20 protein-coding genes and 1 riboswitch are annotated in these 21692 nt (G+C 72.8%); of the genes, 10 read left to right on the top strand and 10 right to left on the bottom strand.

Going from position 1 to position 21692, the window contains the following annotated elements; all coding sequences use genetic code 11:
* On the bottom strand, positions 1–240 hold a 240-nt coding region (locus tag CGE01nite_RS14245; protein ID WP_174773466.1), incomplete at its 3' end, for an endonuclease/exonuclease/phosphatase family protein.
* 244 nt (positions 241–484) lie between these two features.
* Here CGE01nite_RS14245 and CGE01nite_RS14240 point away from each other — a divergent pair.
* Positions 485–1333, top strand: coding sequence for a M15 family metallopeptidase (locus tag CGE01nite_RS14240; RefSeq protein ID WP_048343573.1), 849 nt, complete (start codon positions 485–487; stop codon positions 1331–1333).
* Between the two features lie 4 nt (positions 1334–1337).
* Here the strand turns inward: CGE01nite_RS14240 and CGE01nite_RS14235 are convergent, their stop codons facing one another.
* The 4 genes from CGE01nite_RS14235 to CGE01nite_RS14220 all read right to left on the bottom strand — a co-directional run bounded on the left by CGE01nite_RS14235 (position 1338) and on the right by CGE01nite_RS14220 (position 4923).
* Complete coding sequence (locus CGE01nite_RS14235) at positions 1338–1721, bottom strand: hypothetical protein (RefSeq protein ID WP_141371472.1); 384 nt, start codon at positions 1719–1721, stop codon at positions 1338–1340.
* 108 nt (positions 1722–1829) lie between these two features.
* Positions 1830–2714 carry a bifunctional methylenetetrahydrofolate dehydrogenase/methenyltetrahydrofolate cyclohydrolase gene (locus CGE01nite_RS14230; RefSeq protein ID WP_141371471.1) on the bottom strand — a complete coding sequence of 295 codons (885 nt, stop codon included), beginning with the start codon at positions 2712–2714 and terminating at the stop codon, positions 1830–1832.
* Positions 2715–2725: 11 nt separating this feature from the next.
* A complete protein-coding gene (gene glyA, locus CGE01nite_RS14225; protein WP_048343570.1) occupies positions 2726–4009 on the bottom strand; it encodes a serine hydroxymethyltransferase in 1284 nt (427 codons plus the stop codon).
* A 76-nt stretch (positions 4010–4085) separates the two neighbouring features.
* Positions 4086–4176: riboswitch (ZMP/ZTP riboswitch) on the bottom strand.
* A 222-nt stretch (positions 4177–4398) separates the two neighbouring features.
* Positions 4399–4923 carry a MarR family winged helix-turn-helix transcriptional regulator gene (locus CGE01nite_RS14220; protein ID WP_141371470.1) on the bottom strand — a complete coding sequence of 175 codons (525 nt, stop codon included), beginning with the start codon at positions 4921–4923 and terminating at the stop codon, positions 4399–4401.
* A 39-nt stretch (positions 4924–4962) separates the two neighbouring features.
* On the opposite strand from CGE01nite_RS14220, the gene CGE01nite_RS14215 reads away from it, so the two are divergent.
* The 5 genes from CGE01nite_RS14215 (at position 4963) to CGE01nite_RS14195 (ending at position 8061) form a co-directional block, all read left to right on the top strand.
* Entirely contained in the window at positions 4963–6027 is a 1065-nt protein-coding gene (locus CGE01nite_RS14215) for a DMT family transporter (protein ID WP_229747374.1), read from the top strand.
* Between the two features lie 32 nt (positions 6028–6059).
* Positions 6060–6575 (top strand): AAA family ATPase, encoded by a 516-nt coding sequence (locus CGE01nite_RS14210; RefSeq protein WP_141371469.1) that lies wholly within the window; start codon positions 6060–6062, stop codon positions 6573–6575.
* A 155-nt stretch (positions 6576–6730) separates the two neighbouring features.
* Positions 6731–7081 (top strand): ArsR/SmtB family transcription factor, encoded by a 351-nt coding sequence (locus tag CGE01nite_RS14205; RefSeq protein WP_048343568.1) that lies wholly within the window; start codon positions 6731–6733, stop codon positions 7079–7081.
* Positions 7078–7551, top strand: coding sequence for an SRPBCC family protein (locus tag CGE01nite_RS14200; protein ID WP_048343567.1), 474 nt, complete (start codon positions 7078–7080; stop codon positions 7549–7551). Before CGE01nite_RS14205 ends, CGE01nite_RS14200 begins: the two co-directional genes overlap by 4 nt.
* Positions 7552–7575: 24 nt before the next feature.
* Positions 7576–8061: a VOC family protein gene (locus CGE01nite_RS14195; protein WP_141371468.1), complete on the top strand. Its 486-nt coding sequence runs from the start codon at positions 7576–7578 to the stop codon at positions 8059–8061.
* On the opposite strand, the gene CGE01nite_RS14190 is transcribed toward CGE01nite_RS14195, so the two are convergent.
* Positions 8046–8801: an aminoglycoside 3'-phosphotransferase gene (locus CGE01nite_RS14190; protein WP_141371467.1), complete on the bottom strand. Its 756-nt coding sequence runs from the start codon at positions 8799–8801 to the stop codon at positions 8046–8048. The two genes, CGE01nite_RS14195 and CGE01nite_RS14190, sit on opposite strands and share 16 nt — an antisense overlap.
* A 7-nt stretch (positions 8802–8808) precedes the next feature.
* Entirely contained in the window at positions 8809–9321 is a 513-nt protein-coding gene (locus tag CGE01nite_RS14185; protein WP_048343565.1) for a GNAT family N-acetyltransferase, read from the bottom strand.
* Between the two features lie 40 nt (positions 9322–9361).
* Here CGE01nite_RS14185 and purU point away from each other — a divergent pair, with 40 nt between their 5' ends.
* The 3 genes from purU (at position 9362) to CGE01nite_RS14170 (ending at position 11400) form a co-directional block, all read left to right on the top strand.
* On the top strand, positions 9362–10237 hold the full coding sequence (gene purU, locus CGE01nite_RS14180; protein WP_048343610.1) for a formyltetrahydrofolate deformylase: 876 nt from the start codon (positions 9362–9364) through the stop codon (positions 10235–10237).
* A gap of 141 nt (positions 10238–10378) precedes the next feature.
* Positions 10379–10756, top strand: a complete 378-nt coding sequence (locus CGE01nite_RS14175) for a hypothetical protein (protein ID WP_053071706.1) — start codon at positions 10379–10381, stop codon at positions 10754–10756.
* A 44-nt stretch (positions 10757–10800) separates the two neighbouring features.
* Complete coding sequence (locus CGE01nite_RS14170) at positions 10801–11400, top strand: GNAT family N-acetyltransferase (RefSeq protein WP_141371466.1); 600 nt, start codon at positions 10801–10803, stop codon at positions 11398–11400.
* Between the two features lie 19 nt (positions 11401–11419).
* Here CGE01nite_RS14170 and CGE01nite_RS14165 read toward each other — a convergent pair whose 3' ends face one another.
* Together CGE01nite_RS14165 and CGE01nite_RS14160 are read right to left on the bottom strand one after the other, a co-directional pair.
* Complete coding sequence (locus tag CGE01nite_RS14165) at positions 11420–11689, bottom strand: DUF167 domain-containing protein (protein WP_141371465.1); 270 nt, start codon at positions 11687–11689, stop codon at positions 11420–11422.
* Positions 11690–11723: 34 nt separating this feature from the next.
* Positions 11724–12728: a malate dehydrogenase gene (locus CGE01nite_RS14160; protein ID WP_141371464.1), complete on the bottom strand. Its 1005-nt coding sequence runs from the start codon at positions 12726–12728 to the stop codon at positions 11724–11726.
* Between the two features lie 274 nt (positions 12729–13002).
* On the opposite strand from CGE01nite_RS14160, the gene CGE01nite_RS14155 reads away from it, so the two are divergent.
* Positions 13003–14427 (top strand): extracellular catalytic domain type 1 short-chain-length polyhydroxyalkanoate depolymerase, encoded by a 1425-nt coding sequence (locus CGE01nite_RS14155; RefSeq protein WP_141371463.1) that lies wholly within the window; start codon positions 13003–13005, stop codon positions 14425–14427.
* 115 nt (positions 14428–14542) lie between these two features.
* Here the strand turns inward: CGE01nite_RS14155 and pulA are convergent, their stop codons facing one another.
* Positions 14543–21586, bottom strand: coding sequence for a pullulanase-type alpha-1,6-glucosidase (gene pulA / locus CGE01nite_RS17380; RefSeq protein ID WP_229747373.1), 7044 nt, complete (start codon positions 21584–21586; stop codon positions 14543–14545).
* Positions 21587–21692 lie beyond the last annotated feature (106 nt).

Raw genomic sequence — 21692 nt, 5'->3', positions numbered from 1 at the left:
GCGGATCGCGGACATCGGCAGCCGCGTCGCGATAGCGACGCCCGACCGGCCCTTGGTCTGGCTCTCCTCGTGCGCGAGGTGCCACTCGCCCGGGGGCAGGTGGTCGGCGAGGATCTCGTCGCTGGCGCGCACCTCCTGCAGCAGCAGGACGTCCGGGTTCCGGCTCTCGAGCCAGTCCCCCATCCCCCGGCGGAACGCCGCCCGGATGCCGTTGACGTTGACGGTCGCGATGGTGAGCACTGCGTTCCTCTCCGACGATCAGGTGCGCCGCACAGGCGGCCCGGACGATCCTGCCTCACGGCACCCACGCGGCGGCCCGTCGTCCACCGCCGCCGTCGCGACGAAGGCTCACCCCGGGCGGTGCGTATCAGCACCTGCGGCGCTCGCACCTTGCCTACGAGTGCTGCGAACGAGCCCGCCCGCGGGCCCGCACCGGACGTCGACCATCTCTCGACGAACGAGCAACGATGCACGGGAGGCTCCCGTGGCGACCCTCAACGGCTGGCCCGAGGCCCGCGAGTCGGCCGTCGTGCGGATCGTCGTCGGCGGCGACGCGAACGGCGTCACCACGCTCGACGGCGACGTCTCGACGGCGTTCCGGTGGCTCCTGGAGCAGTTCCACGCCCGCGTCGAGCCGATCTCCGAGGTCAACGGCTGGCGCTCGGCGGCGTTCAACAAGCAGATCGGGGGCGCCGCCCGGTCGAACCACATCAGCGGGACGGCGGTCGACGTCAACGGCGCGCGGCACCCGTTCGAGCGCCACCACCCCGGCAAGCGCTACTCGTCGGGCTTCACCAACGCCCAGGGCCGCGCGGTGCGCGCGATCCTCAAGGAGGCCGGCGGGCTGTTCGGCTGGGGGCTGGACTTCCCTGTCGGCCTGCGCGACGCGATGCACTTCGAGCTGGCCAACGGGACGACCAAGGCGGACGTGGCGGCCTTCGTCGCGACGCTACGTGCACGGAAGGCTGCGCCGATCGCAGCCACGACAGACGAGGACGAGGACATGCCGACTGCCGACGAGATCGCCCAGGCCGTGTGGTCCTACCGGAACGCCAAGCTCGAGCGCAAGGACACCTACGCGCTGCTGCGGCGCACCAGCGCGAACGCCGAGGCCGCCGCTCACGCGACGATCGACGCGCAGGGCATCGCCGACGCGATCGCCGCCGCGCTGCCCGAGGGCAACCTCACGCGGGCCGACGTGCGCCGCGCCGCGCGCCTGGCGATCCAGGACGTCCTGCGCGCCCAGCCGGAGGAGCCGTCGACCCCGGCCGAGCCCGCGCCCGCCGAGAAGCCGGCGCCCAAGGCCAAGGCGAAGGCCGCCCCGAAGCCCTGACGACTCAGCCCTCCTGCGACCCTTGCGACCCCTGGGCCTCCTGCGCGAGCTGTGCCCTGAGCCGGGCCCGCGCGTTCGCCTTGGCAGCTGCCTCACGGTCCGCGCGCGCCTGCGCCGTCTCCGCCGCGTACGCCGCGTCGCGAGAGGCACGCGCGGCGATGTCCACGTTGGTGGCGAGCTGCCACACGCCGAGCAAGGTCACGACCAGCCCGACGACGGCCGCGCCGACCGCGAGCACGACGAGCAGGCCCTCGAACCCCTGCGGCGAGCTCCCATCCGTGCTCTCGACGAGGGCGATACGCCACCAGAACGCGAGCAGGACGCCCGGCAGGAACAGTCCAAGTCCCCAGACCAGGGTCTTGGCGGATGGTCCGTAGTCCCGCGTCATCGCCGTCCTCCCTCTCGTCGTGCCGGCGCGTCCGCGCTGACGGCAGCGTAGAGGCAGACGGAGGGTGCGCGGAAGCGTTGCGCGCACCCTCCGTCTGCGTCGCGGCGTTCAGGAGGCGGCGAGGCGCTCCGCGGTCTCCACGACGTTGCTCAGCAACATCGCCCGGGTCATCGGCCCAACCCCGCCCGGGTTGGGCGAGACCCAGCTCGCGACCTCGCGCACCCCCGGGTCGACGTCGCCGACGACGCGGCTCTTGCCGGTCTCGGGGTCCGTCGCGCGCGACACGCCGACGTCCACGACGACCGCGCCCGGCTTGACCAGGTCGGCCGTGATGATGCCCGGCACACCCGCCGCGGCGACGATCACGTCGGCGTTGCGCGTGTGCTCGGCGAGGTCGGCCGTGCCGGTGTGCGTGAGCGTCACGGTCGCGTTGACCTCGCGCCGCGTGAGCAGCAGGCCGATCGAGCGGCCCACGGTCACGCCGCGCCCGACGACCACGACGTCCGCACCGCGCAGGTCGACACCGTGCCGCTCGACGAGCTCGATGATGCCGCGCGGCGTGCACGGCAGCGGGCTCGTCACCGGCTCGTTGACGCGCAGCACCAGGCGACCGAGGTTCGTCGGGTGCAGACCGTCCGCGTCCTTGTCCGGGTCGATCAGCTCGAGCACGCGGTGCGTGTCGATGCCCCGGGGCAGCGGCAGCTGGACGATGAAGCCGGTGCAGGCGGGGTTCTCGTTGAGCCGCCGGACGGCGGCCTCGATGTCCTCCTGCGTCGCGTCGACGGGCAGCTCCTCCTGGATCGAGGAGATGCCGACCTCGGCGCAGTCGCGGTGCTTGCCCGCCACGTACCACTTGCTGCCCGGGTCGTCGCCGACGAGCAGCGTGCCGAGCCCGGGCGTCACGCCGCGCGCCGCGAGTGCCGCGACGCGCTGCGTGAGCTCGGTCTTGATGGTGGCCGCGGTGGCGGTCCCGTCGAGGATCTGGGCCGTCATCGTCGTGCCCCTCAGTACTGGTGGAGGTTCGGGTACAGCGGGAACGCCGCGGTCAGCGCGGCCACGCGGGCCTTGAGCGCCTCGGTGTCGGCCGCGTCACCCTGCACGAGCGCCGTGGCGATGACGTCCGCGACCTCGGTGAACTCGGCGTCGCCGAAGCCGCGCGTGGCCAGCGCGGGCGTGCCGATGCGCAGGCCCGACGTGACCATCGGGGGCCGCGGGTCGTTCGGCACCGCGTTGCGGTTCACGGTGATGCCTGCCTCGTGCAGCAGGTCCTCGGCCTGCTTGCCGTCGATCGCCGCGTTGCGCAGGTCGACGAGCACGAGGTGCACGTCGGTGCCGCCCGAGCGGACGCTGATGCCCGCCTCGGCGACGTCGGCCCGCGTGAGTCGCTCGGCGAGGATGGCGGCACCGCGCACGGTGCGCTCCTGGCGGTCGCGGAACTCGGGCGTCGCGGCGATCTTGAAGGCGACCGCCTTGGCGGCGATGACGTGCATGAGCGGGCCACCCTGCTGACCCGGGAAGACCGCCGAGTTGATCTTCTTGGCGAGGTCCGCGTCGTTGGTCAGGATGAAGCCCGAGCGCGGGCCGCCGATCGTCTTGTGGACGGTCGAGGACACGACGTGCGCGTGCGGCACGGGCGAGGGGTGCACGCCCGCGGCGACGAGGCCCGCGAAGTGCGCCATGTCGACCCACAGGTAGGCGCCGACCTCGTCGGCGATCTCGCGGAATGCCGCGAAGTCGAGCTGACGCGGGTACGCCGACCAGCCGGCGATGATCACCTTGGGCTGGTGCTCGATCGCGAGGCGGCGGACCTCGGCCATGTCGACCAGCGAGGTCTGCTCGTCGACGCCGTACGCCACCACGTCGTAGAGGCGACCCGAGAAGTTGATCTTCATGCCGTGCGTGAGGTGGCCGCCCTGGTCGAGCGCGAGGCCGAGGATCGTGTCGCCGGGACGCGCGATCGCGTGCAGGACCGCGGCGTTGGCCGTCGCGCCGGAGTGCGGCTGGACGTTGGCGAACTCGGCACCGAACAGCGACTTGGCGCGCTCGATCGCGATGGTCTCGGCGATGTCGACCTGCTCGCAGCCGCCGTAGTAGCGGCGGCCCGGGTAGCCCTCGGCGTACTTGTTCGTCAGGACCGAGCCCTGCGCCTGCAGGACGGCCAGGGGCACGAAGTTCTCGCTCGCGATCATCTCGAGCGTGCCCTGCTGGCGGGCGAGCTCACCGTCGAGGACGGCGGCGATCTCCGGGTCGAGGTCGGCGATGTTCTGGTTCAGCACGTTGTCGCTCATTGCGGCAGCTCCTGTTGCAGGTGGCCGTGCGGGCGCGATCGGCGCCCATGCACGCGGACGGTCCGGTGATGAGGCGACCGAGGGCCCAGGCGTCCGACCCCGTGGTCCAGCTGCTTCGTCGCTCCCCGGTGGTGCCCCACCTCGTTGCGCCAGTCACGACGCGCACAGACTAGCAAGCCGCCCCACCCCCACGACGAGCCCTTTCACGCCTACGCGCCCGCACCTACGCCCCGCACGTGCGCACCCCTGTCTGCCCGCGCAGGCTTACCGTCGCCGCACGGATCGATGCAGCGATCGATGCAGAGTTCGTCGCCGTCAGCCGCACTGCTCCTGCATTCATCCCTGCACCGACGGTGCTGACACGGCTGGGAGTCGCCGGCCGTGGCGGGTCAGGGGGTGGGTGGGGGGTCTTCCAGGCGGGCGAGCCAGCGGGTGAGGATGCCGCGCAGGGCGTCGACGTCGGCGGGGTCCAAGGCGGCGAGCAGGCGGTGCTCGTTGGCGAGGTGGTCGGTGAACGCGGCGTCGATGAGCGTCTTGCCGGCGTCGGTGAGCGCGACGACCCTCGCCCGGGCGTCGCGCTCGGAGACACGCCTCGTGACCAGGCCCGCCGCCTCGAGCCGGTCGATGCGCTTGGTCATGCCGCCGCTCGTGACGAGCGTGTGCGAGGCGAGATCGCCTGCCGTGCGCTCGTAGGGCGATCCCGCGCGGCGCAACGTCGCGAGCACGTCGAAGTCGCCCTCGCTCAGGCCGTGCTGCCGGTAGACCGCGACGAGCTCGTCGGTGAGGTGCCCGGCGACGCGGTGCAGCCGCCCGATCACGCCCTGAGGGCTCGGGTCCAGGTCGGGTCGCTCGCGGCGCCAGGCCGCTTGGATCTGGTCGAGCCGGTCGGGCCGGTCGTGGTTCGGGGAGGACACCGCTCGACCATATCTTCCGCGGAAGGTACATTGTCTTCCATGGAAGGAAATCTCCGCTGGATGCTCGTCACCGCCTTCGCCCCGATCACGTGGGGCGCGAGCTACTACGTGACCCGGCACCTGCTGCCGGCCGACTCCCCGCTGTGGGGCTCGGCGCTGCGCGCGCTGCCTGCCGGCCTGATCCTCCTGCTCGTCGCCCGCCGCCTGCCGCACGGCTCGTGGTGGTGGCGCTCGCTCGTGCTCGGCACGCTCAACATGGGCGCGTTCTTCGTCCTCGTCTACGTCGCCGCCCAGCTCCTGCCGACGAGCATCGCCGCGACGGTCATGGCGACCTCACCCCTGGTCATGATGCTCATCGCCTGGGCGCTGGTCGCCCAGCGACCGGCGCTGCCCGCGGTCGCGGGCGGCGTGCTCGGCCTCGTCGGGGTCGCCGCGATGGTCCTGACGGGCGCCGGGACGCTCGACGCGCGCGGCCTCGTCGCGTCGGTGACCGCGATGCTCATGTCGAGCGTCGGCTTCGTGCTCGCGCAGCGCTGGCGCGACGACGCGGTCGACGTCCTGTCCTCGACCGCGTGGCAGCTCGTCGCGGGCGGACTCACGCTTCTGGTCGCCGCGTTCGTCGTCGAGGGCGCTCCCCCGGCGCTCGACGCGCCCGCCTGGGGCGGACTCGCCTTCCTCTCGCTCGCCGCGACCGCGCTCGCCTACCTCGCCTGGTTCGCCGGCTTGCGCCACCTGCCTGCCGGGACCGTCGGGCTCGTCGGCCTGCTCAACCCCGTGACCGGCCTGGCCCTGGGACTGCTCGTCGGCGGTGAGCGGCTGTCCGCCCAGCAGGCTGTCGGCGCACTCGTCGTGCTCGCCGGCGTCACACTCGGCCACCCCGCACTCTCCCACCGAGCGCGCGCGGCCCGCGGCCTCGCCCGTGCCGTGGGCGCCCTGCCCGACGACAGCCGCCGCGGCGTCGGTGCTCCCACCCTCGATTCTCCGGCCCTCGGCGCGCCCGCTCCCGACGCACCAGCTCTCGACGTGGCTGCACTCGACGTAGCCACGCCCGACCAGTCCGTGTCCGGACGCGCGCGGGTCGGGTCCGCGACCGGCTCCCGCTGACCACCGCGCGGGCGACCACTAGCCTCGCCTGCGTGATCCTCTGGCTCAACGGACCCTTCGGCGTCGGCAAGACGACGTGCGCGGCCGAGCTCGTCGCGCAGCATCCGGGGACACGGACGCACGACCCCGAGGCGCTGGGATGGTGGCTGCGCCGCACGCTCGGGCGGGCCACCGGCACGAGCGACTACCAGGACCTGCGCGCGTGGCGGCGTGGCACGGTGCGCGCGGCCTCACGTCGCGCGCGGCCCGACGGCGTGCTCGTCGTGCCGATGACGCTGCTGGACCCCGGGCACGCCGACGAGGTGCTCGGCGGGCTCGCCGCACGCGGGCACGACGTCCGCCACGTGACGCTGCACGCGTCGCCCGACGAGCTGCGTCGGCGCATCGAGGGCGACGCCGCCGACCCCGGCGCGCGGGCATGGCGCATGGACCAGCTCGGGCGCTACGTCGCCGTCGCGGACCGGCTCGCCGCGCGCGGGCCTGTGGTGACCGTCGACGGGAGGACCCCCGCCGAGGTCGCGGCGGCCGTGCGCGCTCGTCTGGGCTGACGCGGGACACCCCTTGCGGCGTCTCGACGCCGGGCGTAATGTCGTATTCAACCTCAAAGTTGAATAGCCTGATCGCAGCATCTAGACAACATCAGGTCGGGGCCCCTGCCGACGCGCAGCACGGTCGGGGCTCTTCTCGACCGGAGGACGCACCTGTGACGGAGGACGACGACGAACGGCTCGACCGGGCCTTCCTGGCCCTGGCCGATCCCGTCCGTCGCCAGATCGTCGCGCGCCTGTCGCGCGGCCCCGCAGGAGTCAACGAGCTCGCCGAGCCGCACGCCATCTCACTGCAGGCGGTCTCCAAGCACATCCACGTGCTGGAGCAGGCGGGACTCGTCACCCGCACGCGCGACGCCCAGCGTCGGCCCGTGCACCTGGCCCCGGAGGCGCTCGAGCGCCTCACCGCGTGGATCGACCAGTACCGGTTGATCCACGAGCGCAGGTTCCGGTCCCTCGACGCGCTGCTCGCGCAGGACCCCGCCCAGCAGGAGGATCCATCATGACCAACCCCGTGCACGTCGACGCCCCCGCCGGCGTCCCGTTCATCGACATCACCCGCGAGTTCGACGCTCCGGTCTCCCGCGTGTTCGCCGCGCACGCCGACCCCGCGCTCGTCGCGAAGTGGATGGGCCCGGACCGGCTCGAGACCGACATCACCGAGTGGGACTTCGTGTCCGGCGGCCGGTGGAGCTTCCAGCAGACCGAGCCCGGCGGCGAGTCGTACGGGTTCCGCGGCACGTTCCACACCGTGCGGACCGACGAGCTCGCGATCCAGACGTTCGAGTTCCTCGGGTACCCGGACGTCGTCGCGGTCGAGACGCTGCGGTTCGTCGACCTCGACGACGACCGCACCCGCCTCGAGATCCACTCCGTCTACCCCTCGCTGGAGGCCCGCGACGGCATGGTCGCCAGCGGCATGGAGGGCGGCCTCACCCAGGGCTACGCGCGCCTCGACACGATCGTCGCGGGCTGAGCCGACGAGACGAAGGAGCAGGTCATGGGCATCGTCCACCCCCACCTCTGGTACAGCGACAACGCGCTGGAGGCCGCCGAGTTCTACGTCTCGGTCTTCCCCAGCTCGCGCATCGTCAACGTGCTGCACGCACCCGCCGACATGCCGGGTGTCACCAAGGGCGCGCCGTTCATCGTGTCCTACGAGCTCGACGGCCAGCCGGTCGAGGCGATCTCCGCGGGTCCGTCGCTCCAGCTCAACGCGGCGTTCTCGTTCGTCGTCGACTGCGCGGACCAGGCCGAGGTCGACCACTACTGGGACGCGCTCCTGGCCGGCGGCGGGCAGGAGGTCGCGTGCGGCTGGCTCACCGACCGGTTCGGCCTGTCGTGGCAGGTCGTGCCGCGCCGCCTGATGGAGCTCACGCTCTCGCCCGACGCCGACCCCGAGGGCGCCGCGCGCGCCACGCAGGTGATGCTCACGCAGAAGAAGATCGAGATCGCCCCGATCGAGGCCGCCTACCGCGGCGAGTGACGCGGGCTCCCCCACAGCGCCCGGTAGTACGACGTGCGCTGTGGGTCGGGGGCGATGCCGTAGGCCTCGAGCAGGGCGTTCTCGTAGCCCGGGCCGTAGTTCCACACCGTGCTCCACGTCGCGACGGCGAGGTCTGCCCACCGGTCCGCCAGACCGAGCCGCCCGAGGTCCACGTGCGCGAGCCACGAGCCGTCGTCGGACAGCAGCGTGTTCGGGACGCACGCGTCCCCGTGGCAGACGACGAGCCGGTCCACCGGTGGCGGCGTCGCGAGGTCCCTCGCCCGGGCGGGGTCGTCCAGCCGCGCGAGCCGCTCCTGGACCGACCAGGTGAACGGGCAGTCGTCCACCGGCAGGGCGTCGTGCAGCGCACGGAGCCCGGCACCGACGGCACGGACCGCCTCGAGCGGTCGCGCCAGCCACACCGGGTCGACCGCACTCCGCCCGGGGATCGCGCGCGTGACGAGCCACGCGCCCTCGTCGTCGCTGCCGTGGGCGAGGACCTCGGGGACGGGTGTGTGCGGAGCCGCCCAGGCGAGCCGCTCAGCCTCGACCGCGAGGTCGAGCGGCGTGCCCGCGGGGGCCCACTTCACGTACGCACCGTGGACTGGCGAGTGGAACGTCGTGCCGCCGTCCTCGTTCTGCCACACCGCCTCGATGGGCGGGTCGGCGACGAAGGGGGCGTCGCCGACGAGCCGGTAGACCTGCTCAGGGACGTCGACGTGGCCCGTCGGGGTGCTCATGCGCCGGTCAGCGGTCGTCCTCGTGCACGTCGGGCGTCTCGACGAGCGACTTGCGCAGGAACGCGTACGTGAGGTCGCCCGCGGTCTGGTCGTGCTGGTGCTCGTAGCCGTGCTTGGCGTACAGCGCGATGTTCTGCACCGAGTCGCGGCCCGTGAAGACCCAGACCTCCTCGATGCCGTCGGGCAGGTACGGCAGGATCGCGAGCAGGAGCTGCGTGCCGAAGCCCTTGCCCTGCAGGTCGGGCGCCACGGCGAACCGGCCGAGCGTCGCCTTCTTGTTCTCGATCAGCACCCGGATCGAGCCGACGAGCCGGTGGCCGTCCCACCCGCCGAGCGTCACGACGTCGTCGCGCTGCAGGTCCGCGACCAGCTCCTCGATCGTCTGGGTGAGCGGCGGGATGTTCGGGTCGCCGTACTGCTGCGCCTCGGTGACGAACGCGGCGCGGCGCAGCGTGAGCAGCTCACCGGCTTCGTCGGTGGTCACCTGGCGGATGTCGAGGTCGGCCGTCATACGACCCATCGTGTCAGCCGCGCGGCGTGGCGCACTACTCTCGGACCTCGTGTCCCACACTGCGAGCCCGACCACGCCCGGCGAGACCCACTGGGTCCTGACGCTCTCGTGCCCCGACCGCCCGGGGATCGTCCACGCCGTCGCGGGGCTGCTCGCGGACCACGGCGGGAACATCACCGAGTCGCAGCAGTTCGGCGACCCGCTGACCGGGCTGTTCTTCATGCGCGTGCAGGTCACCTCCGCCGTGACGTACGACGAGCTCGCGGGTGCGCTCGACCGCATCGCCGGCTCGTTCGACATGACGTGGTCGCTCGACGTCGCGGGCCGCCCCGTGCGCACCCTCGTCATGGGCTCGACCGCGGCGCACTGCCTCAACGACCTCGCGTTCCGCCAGCGGTCCGAGAAGCTGCCGGTCGACCTCGTCGCGGTCGTCTCCAACCACACGGTCCTCGAACCGCTCGCGCAGTTCTACGGCATCGGGTTCCACCACGTGCCCGTGACCGCCGCGACCAAGGCCGAGGCCGAGGCCCGGCTCCTGGAGCTGGTCGACGAGCTCGACGTCGAGCTCGTCGTGCTCGCGCGTTACATGCAGATCCTGTCCGACGACCTGTGCCGCCAGCTCGCGGGCCGTGTCATCAACATCCACCACTCGTTCCTGCCCTCGTTCAAGGGCGCGCGCCCGTACGCCCAGGCGCACGACCGTGGCGTCAAGCTCATCGGCGCGACCGCCCACTACGTCACGGGCGACCTCGACGAGGGCCCGATCATCGAGCAGGACGTCGAGCGGGTGGACCACACACGCTCGGTCGACGACCTCGTCGCGCTCGGGCAGGACGTCGAGCGCCGGGCCCTGGCCCGCGCCGTGCGCTGGCACGCCGAGCACCGCGTGCTGCTCGACGGCCACCGCACCATCGTCTTCCGCTGACCCACCCCGCCGCGCTCGGCGGGGACCAGCGCTCACCCGGGTGGAATCTCCCGGCACGCGAGGAGGATCCCGACGAATGGGATCGACGTCGTCGACAGTTCCGAGCACCATCGGCGGAACCTCGTCGGAAGGACACCTGCCGTGTACCGCCTCCCCCGCCGTCCCGTCGCCGTGCTCGCCGGTCTGCTCGTCGCCGCTCCACTGGCGCTGGTCGGGCCCGCCGCTCAGGCCACGGACGCCTCTCCCGCCGGCAAGTCCTGCTCGGTGAGCGTCTCGGACTCCAAGCCCAAGCAGTACTCGACCGTCACCGTGCGGGTCTCGGCCGCCGGCAAGAAGGCCACGGTGACCACCAAGGCGAAGTACAAGACGACGACCAACACGAAGACCACCAAGGCCACGGCCGAGGGTCGCGCGTCGGTGACGTACTCCATCGGCCGGGCGACCAAGGGCTACAAGGTGAAGGTCACCGTGACGACGTCGTCGGGCCGCACCTGCGCGACCTCCTTCACCCCACGCTGAGCCGCCCCGGAGACGGTGTCGGTGGCCGTCGCTAGCGTGGCGGCATGGCTCGCGCTCCCCTTCCTCGCCTCTCTTCCGACGACGTCGTCGTGCACTCCGCGGTGGGACGGTTCGAGGACTTCGCGCAGGTCGTCGGGGTGAAGAAGCCCGGCGGCCACGGCTGCTGGTGCACCGCCTACCGCGACTCGCGCGTGCCGAACGACGACCGCCCGGCGTACATGCGCGACGAGTGCTCGAGCGAGCCCGGTCCCGGCGTGATCGCGTACGTCGACGGCGCGCCCGCGGGCTGGTGCTCGGTCGCGCCGCGCAGCACGTACCGGCGCCTCATGCACTCACGGACGCTCCCGTTCGTCGACGAGCGCGACGCGTGGAGCGTCGTGTGCTTCGTCGTGCGCGGTGGCTATCGCGGGCGCGGGATGATGCTCCCGCTGCTCGAGGGCGCCGTCGCGCACGCCGCGGCGCACGGCGCGGAGGTCGTCGAGGGGTATCCGGTGCAGGTGGACGCCGGCGAGCGCGTCGACGTCATCTCGGGCTACGTCGGCACGTCGAGGCTGTTCGAGCGCGCGGGGTTCCACGTCGCGGCGCCGACCACCGGCCGCAGCGGCGGGCGGCCGCGGGTCGTGGTGCGCAGGGAGCTCGCCTGACACGGCGGCCCGTCGTGGATCATCCGTCGCGCAGCTCGGCGAGCCGCGCCGGACCGTCGTCCAGCGCGGTGTCGTCCAGCTCCACGACCTTGTCCCGGCTGGTGGCGCCCGTGACGAGGTCGACGTGCCGGCGGCGGACACCGAACGCGTCGGCGACCGCCGCGAGCGCGGCCTCTGTCGCGGCACCGTCAACAGCGCGCGCGGAGACCACGACGACGAGCGCGTCTCCGTAGGCCCCGCCGACCCGCGTGCGGGAGGCCCCGGGCTTCACTCGGATCGCGACCCGCACGGCTCAGACCCGGCCTCGGGCGGCGTGCACCACGTCAGACGAGGCCGAGCGCGCGCACCGCCTCGCGCTCCTCGACGAGCTCGGCGACCGACGCCTCCAGCCGCGCGCGCGAGTCGGCGTCGAGCTCGAGGCCCGGCACGATCGACCACTGCGTGCCGTCCGAGGTCACCGGGAACGACGAGATGAGTCCCTCGGGCACGCCGTAGGAGCCGTCGGAGACCACGCCGGCGGACGTCCAGTCGTCGTCGGGCGTCCCGTCGACCCAGGTGCGGACGTGGTCGATGGCCGCGTTGGCGGCGGACGCGGCCGACGACGCGCCACGGGCCTCGATGATCGCGGCGCCGCGCTTGGCGACGGTCGGGATGAACGTGTCGCTCACCCAGGCAGCGTCGACCAGGTCGGTGGCCGGCGCGCCGTCCACCGTCGCGCGCGTCAGGTCGGGGAACTGCGTCGCGGAGTGGTTGCCCCAGATGGTCAGGTGCCGGATCTGGTCGACCGGCTTGCCGGTGCGGGCCGCGAGCTGCGCGAGCGCACGGTTGTGGTCGAGCCGCGTCATGGCCGTGAACCGGTCCGCGGGGACGTCGGGCGCGTGGGACGCGGCGATGAAGGCGTTGGTGTTCGCGGGGTTCCCGACGACGAGCACCTTGATGTCCGCCGCCGCGCCCGCGTTGATCGCGGCGCCCTGCGGGCCGAAGATCCCGCCGTTCGCCGAGAGCAGGTCGCCGCGCTCCATGCCCGCGGTGCGGGGACGTGCGCCCACGAGCAGGCCGACGTTCGCGCCGTCGAACGCGGGGCGCGCGTCGTCGAAGATGTCGATGCCCGCGAGCAGCGGGAACGCGCAGTCGTCGAGCTCCATCGCGGTGCCCTCGGCGGCGCGCACCGCCTGCGGCACCTCGAGCAGGCGCAGGCGCACCGGGGTGTCCGGGCCGAGGAGCTGACCCGACGCGATCCGGAACAGCAAGGCGTAGCCGATCTGGCCGGCGGCGCCGGTCACCGTGACGACGGCGGGAGTGGTCGGGGAGTCGAGCTGGGCAGACACGGGAGGGCTCCTTCGATCGGCCGTCGGTGCAGGTCCCGCCACGCTGCGGGACTGCACCGAACCTATCGCGCGAGGTGCCACGCGGCGCTCGGTCACGACCGCGCGCCGCCGGTGCGCCGTGCCGCTCGTGCTGGTCCTCGCGCTCCTCGTCGGGACGCGACTCGTGGGCGAAACGGTTCGTCGTGCTGCCCGCGCTTGTCGGACGTGCCGCCGACGACGAACGTGCCGAGCAGGGCCGCGCGCGGGCCGGCCCACCCCAGATCGGAAGGTCCCCATGACGACGACGTCCTTGTCCCGGCCCTTGCGTGCCCGACTCGCCCCCCTGCTCACTGCGGTGCTGACCGGGCTCGGCCTGCTCGTCGCCGCGACTGTCGTGGCCGCACCTGCGCAGGCCGCCTCGCTCGTGCAGGTCACCAGCTTCGGCGCGAACCCCGGCCAGCTCGGGATGTACCTCTACGTCCCCGACAACGTCCCGGCCCGGGCGCCCGTGCTCGTGGTGTCGCACTACTGCACCGGCTCGGCGCAGGCGATGTTCAACGGGAGCCAGTTCGACGAGCTCGCCAACCGGTACGGGTACATCGTCGTCTACCCGCAGGCGAACCGGCCGGGCCAGTGCTTCGACGTCTCGTCGTCCCAGGCCCTGACGCACGGCGGCGCGAGCGACCCGACGAGCATCGCGAACATGGTCGCCTACGTGCAGCAGCGCTACTCCACCGACCCGAACCGCGTGTACGCCACGGGCGTCTCGTCGGGTGCGATGACCACGCAGGTGCTGCTCGCGACCTACCCGGACGTCTTCGCCGCGGGCTCGGCGTTCGCGGGAGTCCCCGCGACGTGCTTCTCGACGAACTCTCCCCCGCCCGGCTCGTCGAGCCAGGCGCCGTGGAACAGCCAGTGCTCGCAGGGGCAGATCAGCCGCACGGCCCAGCAGTGGGGTGACCTCGCACGCGCCGCCTACCCCGGCTACAGCGGCCCCCGGCCTCGGGTCCAGCTGTGGCACGGCACGCAGGACACGACGCTCGCCTACGCGAACCACGGCGAGGCGATCAAGCAGTGGACGAACGTGCTGGGGGTGTCCGGGACGCCGTCGTCGACGGTCGTGAACGGCTCGATCACGCGCACCCGGTACGGCGGCACCGGCGACCAGGCGCCCGTCGAGGCCAACAGCCTCGCGAACACGGGGCACAACCTGCCGGTCGACGCGGCCGCGGCGATCCACTTCTTCGGCCTCGACGGCCCTGCGCCGACGCCCACCCCGACGCCGACGCCCACTGCGACCCCGACGCCCACCCCGACCCCGACCCCGACGAGCTCGCCCACACCGAGCCCGACGCCGTCGCCCACGGTCAGCGCGACGCCCAGCCCGACGCCCACGACGACCGTCCCGAGCGGCTGCCGGATCGGCTACCAGGTGAACTCCTGGCCCACGGGCTTCACCGCGAACGTGACGATCACCAACGCGGGATCGGCGACGATCGACGGCTGGAACCTGCGGTTCACGTTGCCCCCCGGACAGGCGATCACGCAGCACTGGAGCTCGACCCTCAGCGCGTCCGGTCAGGCCGTCACGCTGACGAACGCGGCGTGGAACGGGCAGATCCCACCCGGCGGCAGCGTGCAGGTCGGCTTCAACGCGAGCCACACGGGCTCGGCCGCGGCACCCTCGTCGTTCTCGCTCAACGGCGTGACGTGCGGCTGACCAGCCTCAGCGCGACGACCTAGACCCGCGAGCCCCACCGACGCAGGGGCCCGGCCCACCGGCCGGGCCCCTGCGTCGTCCGTGCGCTCGTCGCGCGCCGGTCACGCCTCGCGCGTCACTCCTCCCCGAGCCTGCGGCCACGGCGGACCAGCAGCAGGAGCACCAGCCCCGCGGCCAGCGCGACGGCTCCCAGCGCCGCCAGTGCGCCCGCGTCCGACCCGGTGACCTCGAGCGCCGCGTCGGCCTCGACGACCTGCAGCGGTGTGCCGCCGCCGACCCCGGAGGCCAGGCCGCGCACCTCGAGCGTGTGGTCACCGACAGGTGTCGCCACCGGGATGGTCACCGCGGCGTCGACCTCACCGTCCGACGAGGCCGTCACGCCCAGCAGGAGCATGGGCGTCGAGTGCAGCCACACCTGGACCTGCTCGCCGGGCTGGAACCCCGCACCGCGCACGTCGACCGCGCTGCCGCGGCGCGCCGCGTCCGCCGACAGCTCGACGTGCGGGCGCGGGTGCGGCTTCGGCTTGGCGGAATGAGTCGGCTTCGGCGGCTTCGGCTTGGCCGTGTGCGTCGGCTTCGGCGGCTTCGGTGTGGCCGAGTGCGTCGGCTTCGGCGGTGGGGTCGGCCGGGCCGTCTTCGTCGGCTTGGGCGTGGGCGTCGGCTTGGCCGTCTTCGTGGGCTTCGGCGTCGGGGTCGCGGTGCCCGTCGGCGTGGGCGTCGGGGTGGCGGTCGGGGTCGCGGTCGGGGTCGGGGTGGGCGTGGGCTCGGTGCCCTCCTGCTCCTCGACCAGCACCGCGACCGTGCGCGCCGGCACCGTGACGGTCCCGGTGGCCTCGTCCCACGTGGTCGCCTTCACGACGGCGTCGGCGCCCTCAGCCTGGACCGGCGAGAGTGCGTAACCCCGTCCGACGAGACCGTCGACGACCTGCGTGGTCGCGGTCGGCCCCGCGTTGAAGACGACGAGCAGACCGTCGAGCGCGGGGTCCACGTCCGCGCCTGCCGTGTCGTCGACCTGCATGACGATCACGCCGGGCGTGGCGTCCGGACCGCTGCCGGGGAACGTGACCTTCTGCTCGATCGCGTCCGCCGTGCCGAGGCGCAGCAGCCGGGTCGACGAGCGCAGCCGCAGCAGGTCGAGCGCCTGGGCGCCGGCCGTCGCGACCTCGTCGGCCGACGGCTTGAGCGTCGCGTCCTGCAGCAGCGGCGTCTGGTACGGCCACTTCGCCTGGTTGTCGGCGGCCGGCGGCAGACCGTGGCCGAAGCCGTTGTCCTGCCCGGTCCAGTCGATCGCGTTGAACCAGTCGCCCGAGTTGTAGCTGTTGCGGTCGAGCGATTTGCTGCGCAGCAGGTCCGCCCCGGCGTGCCAGAAGGACGGGGTCTGCGCGAGCGCGGTCGTCGCGAGCGACAGCGTGTTCATCCGGATGCGGTCGTCCATCGAGGTCGCCTGCGGGAGCTTCATCGTGAGCGAGTCCCACAGCGTCTCGTTGTCGTGCGCGTCGACGTACGTGACGACCTCGTCGGGCTCGGTCGCGTACCCGGCCGGCTGGCCGTTGTAGTCGATCTCGCTGCCCTTGCGCACGGTCCCGTCGCTCGTCCGGAACGCGTAGTCCTTGAGGTTGCCCGCCAGGCCGAGCCGCACCAGGTCGCCCTGATGCCGGATCGAGGCGAGCTGAGCCGCCTCGTCACCGTTGACCGCGGCGCCGTTCGGGTCGGTGTACTGGCCCGAGCCGAAGCCCTGCACGCGCGGGTCCTCGTCGAACGGCCCGCCGCCGCGCACGGCGTCGCGCAGCCGGTCGGAGAACGTGCCGATGCCCGTCCCGCCGAGGTTGCCCTGCCGCGCCTGCTCGAACAGGGCGTCGTCGGCGACCTCGCCGAAGTTCCAGCCCTCGCCGTACAGGTAGATCGCAGACCCGTCGACGCCGTCGTCGGCGAGGGTCAGCTCGTCGAGCGCGTCGCGGACCGCCTGCATGTTGGCCACCGAGTGGTGGCCCATCAGGTCGAACCGGAAGCCGTCGACCTTGTACTCCTTGGCCCACAGGACCACGGAGTCGACCATGAGCTTGCCCGCGAGCGCGTGCTCGGTCGCGACGTTCGAGCAGCACGTGCTCGTCTGGACGTTCCCGGCCGCGTCGAGGCGGTGGTAGTACCCGGGCACGACCTTGTCGAGCACCGAGGTGTCCGCCTGGCCCGCCGCCGACGTGTGGTTGTAGACCTCGTCGAGCACGACCTGCAGCCCGGTCGCGTGCAGCGCCCCGACCATCGTGCGGAACTCACCCACGCGCGCCGCGCCGTCCGGGTTGACGGCGTACGAGCCCTCGGGCGCCTGGTAGTGGAACGGGTCGTAGCCCCAGTTGAAGCCGTCGGCGTCCGCGACCGCACCCACGCACGCCTGCTGCTCGGTCGCCGCGGGCCCGTACGACTCGAGGTCGCAGTCGGGCTCGGCCTGCTGGGTGCGGTCCTCCTGGATGGTCGCGATGTCGAAGGTCGGCAGCAGGTGGACGGTGTCCAGGCCCGCCGCGGCGAGCTGGGCGAGGTGCCGCATGCCCGCGCTGTCGCGCGCGAACGCCAGGTAGGTGCCGCGCTCGTCGGCCGGGACGGTCTCGTCCTCGATCGAGAAGTCCCGCACGTGCAGCTCGTAGATCGCCCGGTCGACGTCCTGCTCGACCACGGGCGCGGGCGTGTCCGCCCACAGGGCGGGCTGCGTGCTCGGGTCGGACAGGTCGACGACGACCGAGTGGGTCGAGTTCGTCGTGAGCGCGACCGAGTACGGGTCCGTCACGGCGTTCTCGACGACCGTGCGGGTCGACGGCGCGTACACGGTGACCGCGTACCGGTAGGCGGCACCCGTCCAGCCGGCCTCGCCCGTGACGCGCCACACGCCGTCCGTGCCGCGCTCGGCCTGGACGCGCTGCGGCGTGCCCGACGTCGCACCGGTCCACAGCAGCAGGTCCACGTCCTGGGCGGTGGGCGCCCACAGCGCGAACGACGGGACGTCGCCGTCCCACGTGACGCCCAGCTCGGCATCCTGCGCCGCGTCGGCGTACAGGTCGTCGACGACGCCCGGGATCTGCACCCCGGTGAAGGCGACCGGGCCGGTGTCGGACGCGGCCAGGACCCGCAGCTCGCCCTTCAGGAGCGCGGCGGCGTCCGCGGGGCCGACGCGCAGCGCGGCGTAGCCGGCCAGCGCGGGGAACGTCGTCGTGACGTCCGCCGGCAGGCCCGCCGGGTCGTAGGTCAGCGGCACGGTGATGCCGCCCGTGACCTCGCCGTCGACGAGCTCGAGACCGCCCGACGGCGACTCGTGCAGCGAGAACGTCAGGCCGGCCGGGTCGGCGTCCACCAGGTCGCGCGGCCAGGCGAGCGTGTCGGCGCTCACCCAGTGCGCGCGGGCCTGTCCCGTCCCCGGCAGGGGCGGGTCCTGGACGGTCACGGTGAGCACCTTCGTCGCCGAGTCGAACGAGAACTGCACCTGCTTGCCCTCGGTGGCCGAGAACGCGATGTTGTCGCCGCCCGGCACGCCGCCGGCGCCCCAGTTGAGGGTCCAGGACAGGTCCTGGGTGACCTTCACCTGGTAGGAGCCGGTCGGCAGGCTCGTCGTCGTGAACTCGTACGTCCCGTCCCCGTCGGCGTCCTGGAGCAGCGCCGCGAGGCACTCCGGCTGCCAGTCGCCCGGGCAGCCGAGCTCGGACTGGAAGTCGCCGGCCAGCGTGAACAGCGGGCCCTGCGCGCTCGAGGTGAACAGGTGGCTGACAGGGTCGTAGACGAACGTCACGTCGGTCGTCGCGGTCAGCGCGTACGCGGCGTTCGCGCCGTCCCGCACGCCGCCGACCCCGTAGTTCTCGGCCCATGAGCCGCCGATCGCGACCTTGTACTCGTAGTCGCCGACCGGGAGCGAGAACGTCCCCGCGTAGACCCCGCCCGGGCGCAGCGTGAGGGCCGCCTGCGGGCAGTCGGGTGCCCAGTCGCCGGGGCAGCCCATCTCCGAGTTGTGGCTCCCGGGCACGGTGACCAGGAGCTCACCCGGCTCCTCGGGCGTACCCGCGGCGATGCTCAGCACGCCGGTCGCCGTGTCGAGGCTGAACGTGGCGGTCGGCGTCTCGGCGGTCACCGAGAACGCGACGTTGCCGCCGGCGGCCGTGCCGTAGCTCGTCGCCCAGTCGAAGCCCTTGATCGCCTTGGCCTCGTAGCTGCCCGCCGGGATCGCCGAGGTCGTGTAGGTCCACACGCCGTCCCCGTCGGGGTCGGCGAGCAGGGCCGTCAGGCACGTGCTGCTCCAGTCGGCGGCGCAGCCCAGCTCGGACTGGAAGTCGCCCGCGACCGTGTAGACCGCACCCGCGGCGTCGTTGGTCACGCGGTGCGTCGACGGGTCGTACCAGAACGTCACCGGGCGGTCCGGGTCGGTCACCGTGTAGGTGAGGTTGCCGCTCGGCGAGTTCTTGATCCCGTCCTCGCCGTAGTTCTCGTGCCAGGCGCCGTTCTGAGCGCCCTGCGCCTCGTAGTACGCCGCGCCGATCGCGGCCTTGTACTGGTACGTGCCGGCGGGCAGCGTGAACGTGCCCGACCAGCGGCCGTCGGCCTGGAGCGTGAGCTCGGCCGCGGTGCAGGTGGGCTGCCAGTCGGCCGCGCACCCCATCTCCGAGTTGTGCTCGCCGGGGATGGTCACGATGCTCTCGGCGTCCGCGACCACGGGCGTGCCCGGGCCGTACCCCTCGCCCACGGTCGCGAACGTCGTGGCGACCGACTCGTGGCCGCTCGCGTCGGCGACGACCGCGCGGTACTCGACGAGCGCGCCGGCCGCGAGGCCCGCGGTCGTGTGGAACACGCGCGGGGTGCCCGTGTCGGACGTGCCCAGGGTCGTCCACTCGTCGTCGCCCGCGACGCGGTAGGCGAACGTGGTCTCGGCGTACGCCTCCTCGTCGAGGCTCACGGAGAGCTCCTCGAGCGGGGTCACCGGCAGGCCCGGATCCCCGTCGAAGGTCGCGTCGATCGCGCTCGAGCGTGCCGGCAGGGTGCTCGTCGCGCGGTACACGACGGCCGACAGCGCCGGCACGGAGAGCGTCACGTCGCCGTCCGCGACGACCGTCCCCGTCGCGCCGTACAGCGCCTCGAACGTCGCGTCGGGGCTGAGCGGCGAGAACGTCGCGGTCTTCGTCGTCGTCGCGTTGTTCACCGCGACCAGGTACTCGACGCGCTCGTCGCGGTCCACGCGCGAGAACGCGTACACGCCCGTGCCGTCGGCGACCGCCTGCTCGACCTGCGCACCGTCGACGAGTGCGGGGTGGTCGGCGCGCAACGCACCGAGCTCGGCGATCGCCTCGTACAGCGTGCCGTCCGTGCCGTAGTGGTCGCCCGTGCCGAGCGTCGTGCCGTCGATCAGCGGCTGCTCGGCGTACGAGTCGACCTGCGTGCCGAACAGCGACTGGCGGGCGTCCTTGTCGCCACCGGTGCCGACGAAGCCCTGCTCGTCGCCGTAGTAGACGACCGGCTGGCCGCGCGTGAGGAACATGAGCTGGTGCGCGAGCACGTCACGCTGCACGGCGGCGTCCTTGCCGCGCAGGAAGTACCCGATGCGACCCATGTCGTGGTTGCCGAGGAACGTGGGCAGCGCGTACGCGCTCGAGTCGGCGGTCGTGTAGTAGTCGTCGGACGCGAACAGGCCCGCCAGGCTCTTGGCCGAGCCGCCGCCCGCGTAGCCCGACGCGGCGGACTGGAACGCGAAGTCGAGCACCGAGCTCATCTGCGTCTCGCGCACGTACGGGCTCGTCTTCGTCGCGTCGGCGTCGTAGACCTCGCCGAACATGAAGAAGTCGTCCTTGCCCGTGGCGCGCGCGTGGTCCATGACCTGCTGCGTCCAGGACTGCCAGAACTCCATGTTCACGTGCTTGACGGTGTCGATCCGGAAGCCGTCGATCCCGAAGTCGACCCAGTCGGAGAAGATGTCGGCCATGCCGTCGACGACGACGGGGTTCTCCGTCATGAGGTCGTCGAGCGCGCCGAAGTCGCCGAGCGTGGAGGACTCCCCCGCATAGGTCGAGCTCCCACGGTTGTGGTAGAGCGTCGGGTCGTTGAGCCAGGCCGGGACCTTGACGTGGGCCTCGTCCGGGCTGACGACCGGCGTGTACGGGAACGACGTCGCGGCGTCGAGCTCGGGGAACGTCGTGCCGACGACGTCGGACAGCGCGAACTCCTCGCCGTCGGCGTCGGTGTAGGGCCGCTCGGCCTGCGAGACGTACGGGTACGGGTCGGCGCCCGCCTGCGGCGCCTGCGCGTACTGGATCACGTCCGCGGTGTGGTTCGCGATGATGTCGAAGTAGACGTCGATGCCCAGGTCGTGCGCGTCGTCGATGAGCTCCGCCAGCTCGGCCTTCGACCCGTAGTGCGGGTCGATCGACGTGAAGTCCGTGACCCAGTACCCGTGGTACCCGGCCGAGACGTCGTCGGTCCCCGCACCCTGCACGTACTTGTTCGTGAACGACGGCGTCAGCCAGATGGCCGTCGTGCCCAGGCCCTTGATGTAGTCGAGCTTGCCGCGCAGCCCGGCGATGTCCCCGCCTTGGTAGAACCCCTTGTCCGTCGGGTCGAAGCCCGTCGTCAGGCGGTCTCCCGTCACGCCGCCCTGGTCGTTCGCCTCGTCGCCGTTCGCGAAGCGGTCGGTCATGACGAAGTAGAGCTGCTCGCCCGAGCCCGGCTGACGCACGGGGGCGACGGGCGTCGCGTCCTGCTCGGCGTCGTCCTGCAGGTCCAGCGGCGTGAGCGTCGTGCGGCCGGTCGCGAGGTCGAAGTCGACCAGCAGGCGCGTGCTGCCGGCGAGCACGAGCGGGATGTTCGCGGCCCCCGCGTCGCTCGAGCCCGCGAAGCCGTACGCGGTGTCCCAGGCGTGGTCGGCGACGACCTTGAACGCGTACTCGCCGCCGGGCAGCGTCACCGTCGCGGCGTAGTGGCCCGTGCGCCCGTCGACGGGTGCGAGGTCACCCGTCGTGCAGGTGGGGTCCCAGTCGGCCGGGCAGCCGAGCTCGGACTGCAGGTCGCCGACGAGCGTGTACGACGTCTCGTCGTCGGCGGCGGCGGTCTGCTGGACGACGACCGCGCCCGCGAGGGCGAGGGCCGTGGCGGTGAGCGCCGACAGGGGGCGACGGGCTCGCGCGAGGACGCTGGACATGCGGCGACTCCTTCGTCTCCGCGCAGGGCGCGGGCATGCGGTGAGGTGCTCCCCGCGCGGACGGTCGCTGCGGCGACCGCCCACGGGGCTCCGGCGACAGCGGCGT

Origin of the sequence: Cellulomonas gelida (genome assembly GCF_006538725.1) — a bacterium.
In the GTDB taxonomy this organism is placed as follows: Bacteria; Actinomycetota; Actinomycetes; order Actinomycetales; family Cellulomonadaceae; genus Cellulomonas; species Cellulomonas gelida.
This window is presented reverse-complemented; position numbering and strand designations above follow the sequence as displayed.

Coding starts and splice junctions, on each gene's coding strand:
- CGE01nite_RS14195 (WP_141371468.1), top strand. CDS start 7,576: ATGGGCATCGTCCACCCCCACCTCTGGTACAGCGACAACGCGCTGGAG.
- CGE01nite_RS14215 (WP_229747374.1), top strand. CDS start 4,963: ATGGAAGGAAATCTCCGCTGGATGCTCGTCACCGCCTTCGCCCCGATC.
- glyA (WP_048343570.1), bottom strand. CDS start 4,009: ATGAGCGACAACGTGCTGAACCAGAACATCGCCGACCTCGACCCGGAG.
- CGE01nite_RS14200 (WP_048343567.1), top strand. CDS start 7,078: ATGACCAACCCCGTGCACGTCGACGCCCCCGCCGGCGTCCCGTTCATC.
- CGE01nite_RS14190 (WP_141371467.1), bottom strand. CDS start 8,801: ATGAGCACCCCGACGGGCCACGTCGACGTCCCTGAGCAGGTCTACCGG.
- CGE01nite_RS14235 (WP_141371472.1), bottom strand. CDS start 1,721: ATGACGCGGGACTACGGACCATCCGCCAAGACCCTGGTCTGGGGACTT.
- CGE01nite_RS14170 (WP_141371466.1), top strand. CDS start 10,801: ATGGCTCGCGCTCCCCTTCCTCGCCTCTCTTCCGACGACGTCGTCGTG.
- pulA (WP_229747373.1), bottom strand. CDS start 21,586: ATGTCCAGCGTCCTCGCGCGAGCCCGTCGCCCCCTGTCGGCGCTCACC.
- CGE01nite_RS14185 (WP_048343565.1), bottom strand. CDS start 9,321: ATGGGTCGTATGACGGCCGACCTCGACATCCGCCAGGTGACCACCGAC.
- CGE01nite_RS14230 (WP_141371471.1), bottom strand. CDS start 2,714: ATGACGGCCCAGATCCTCGACGGGACCGCCACCGCGGCCACCATCAAG.
- CGE01nite_RS14155 (WP_141371463.1), top strand. CDS start 13,003: ATGACGACGACGTCCTTGTCCCGGCCCTTGCGTGCCCGACTCGCCCCC.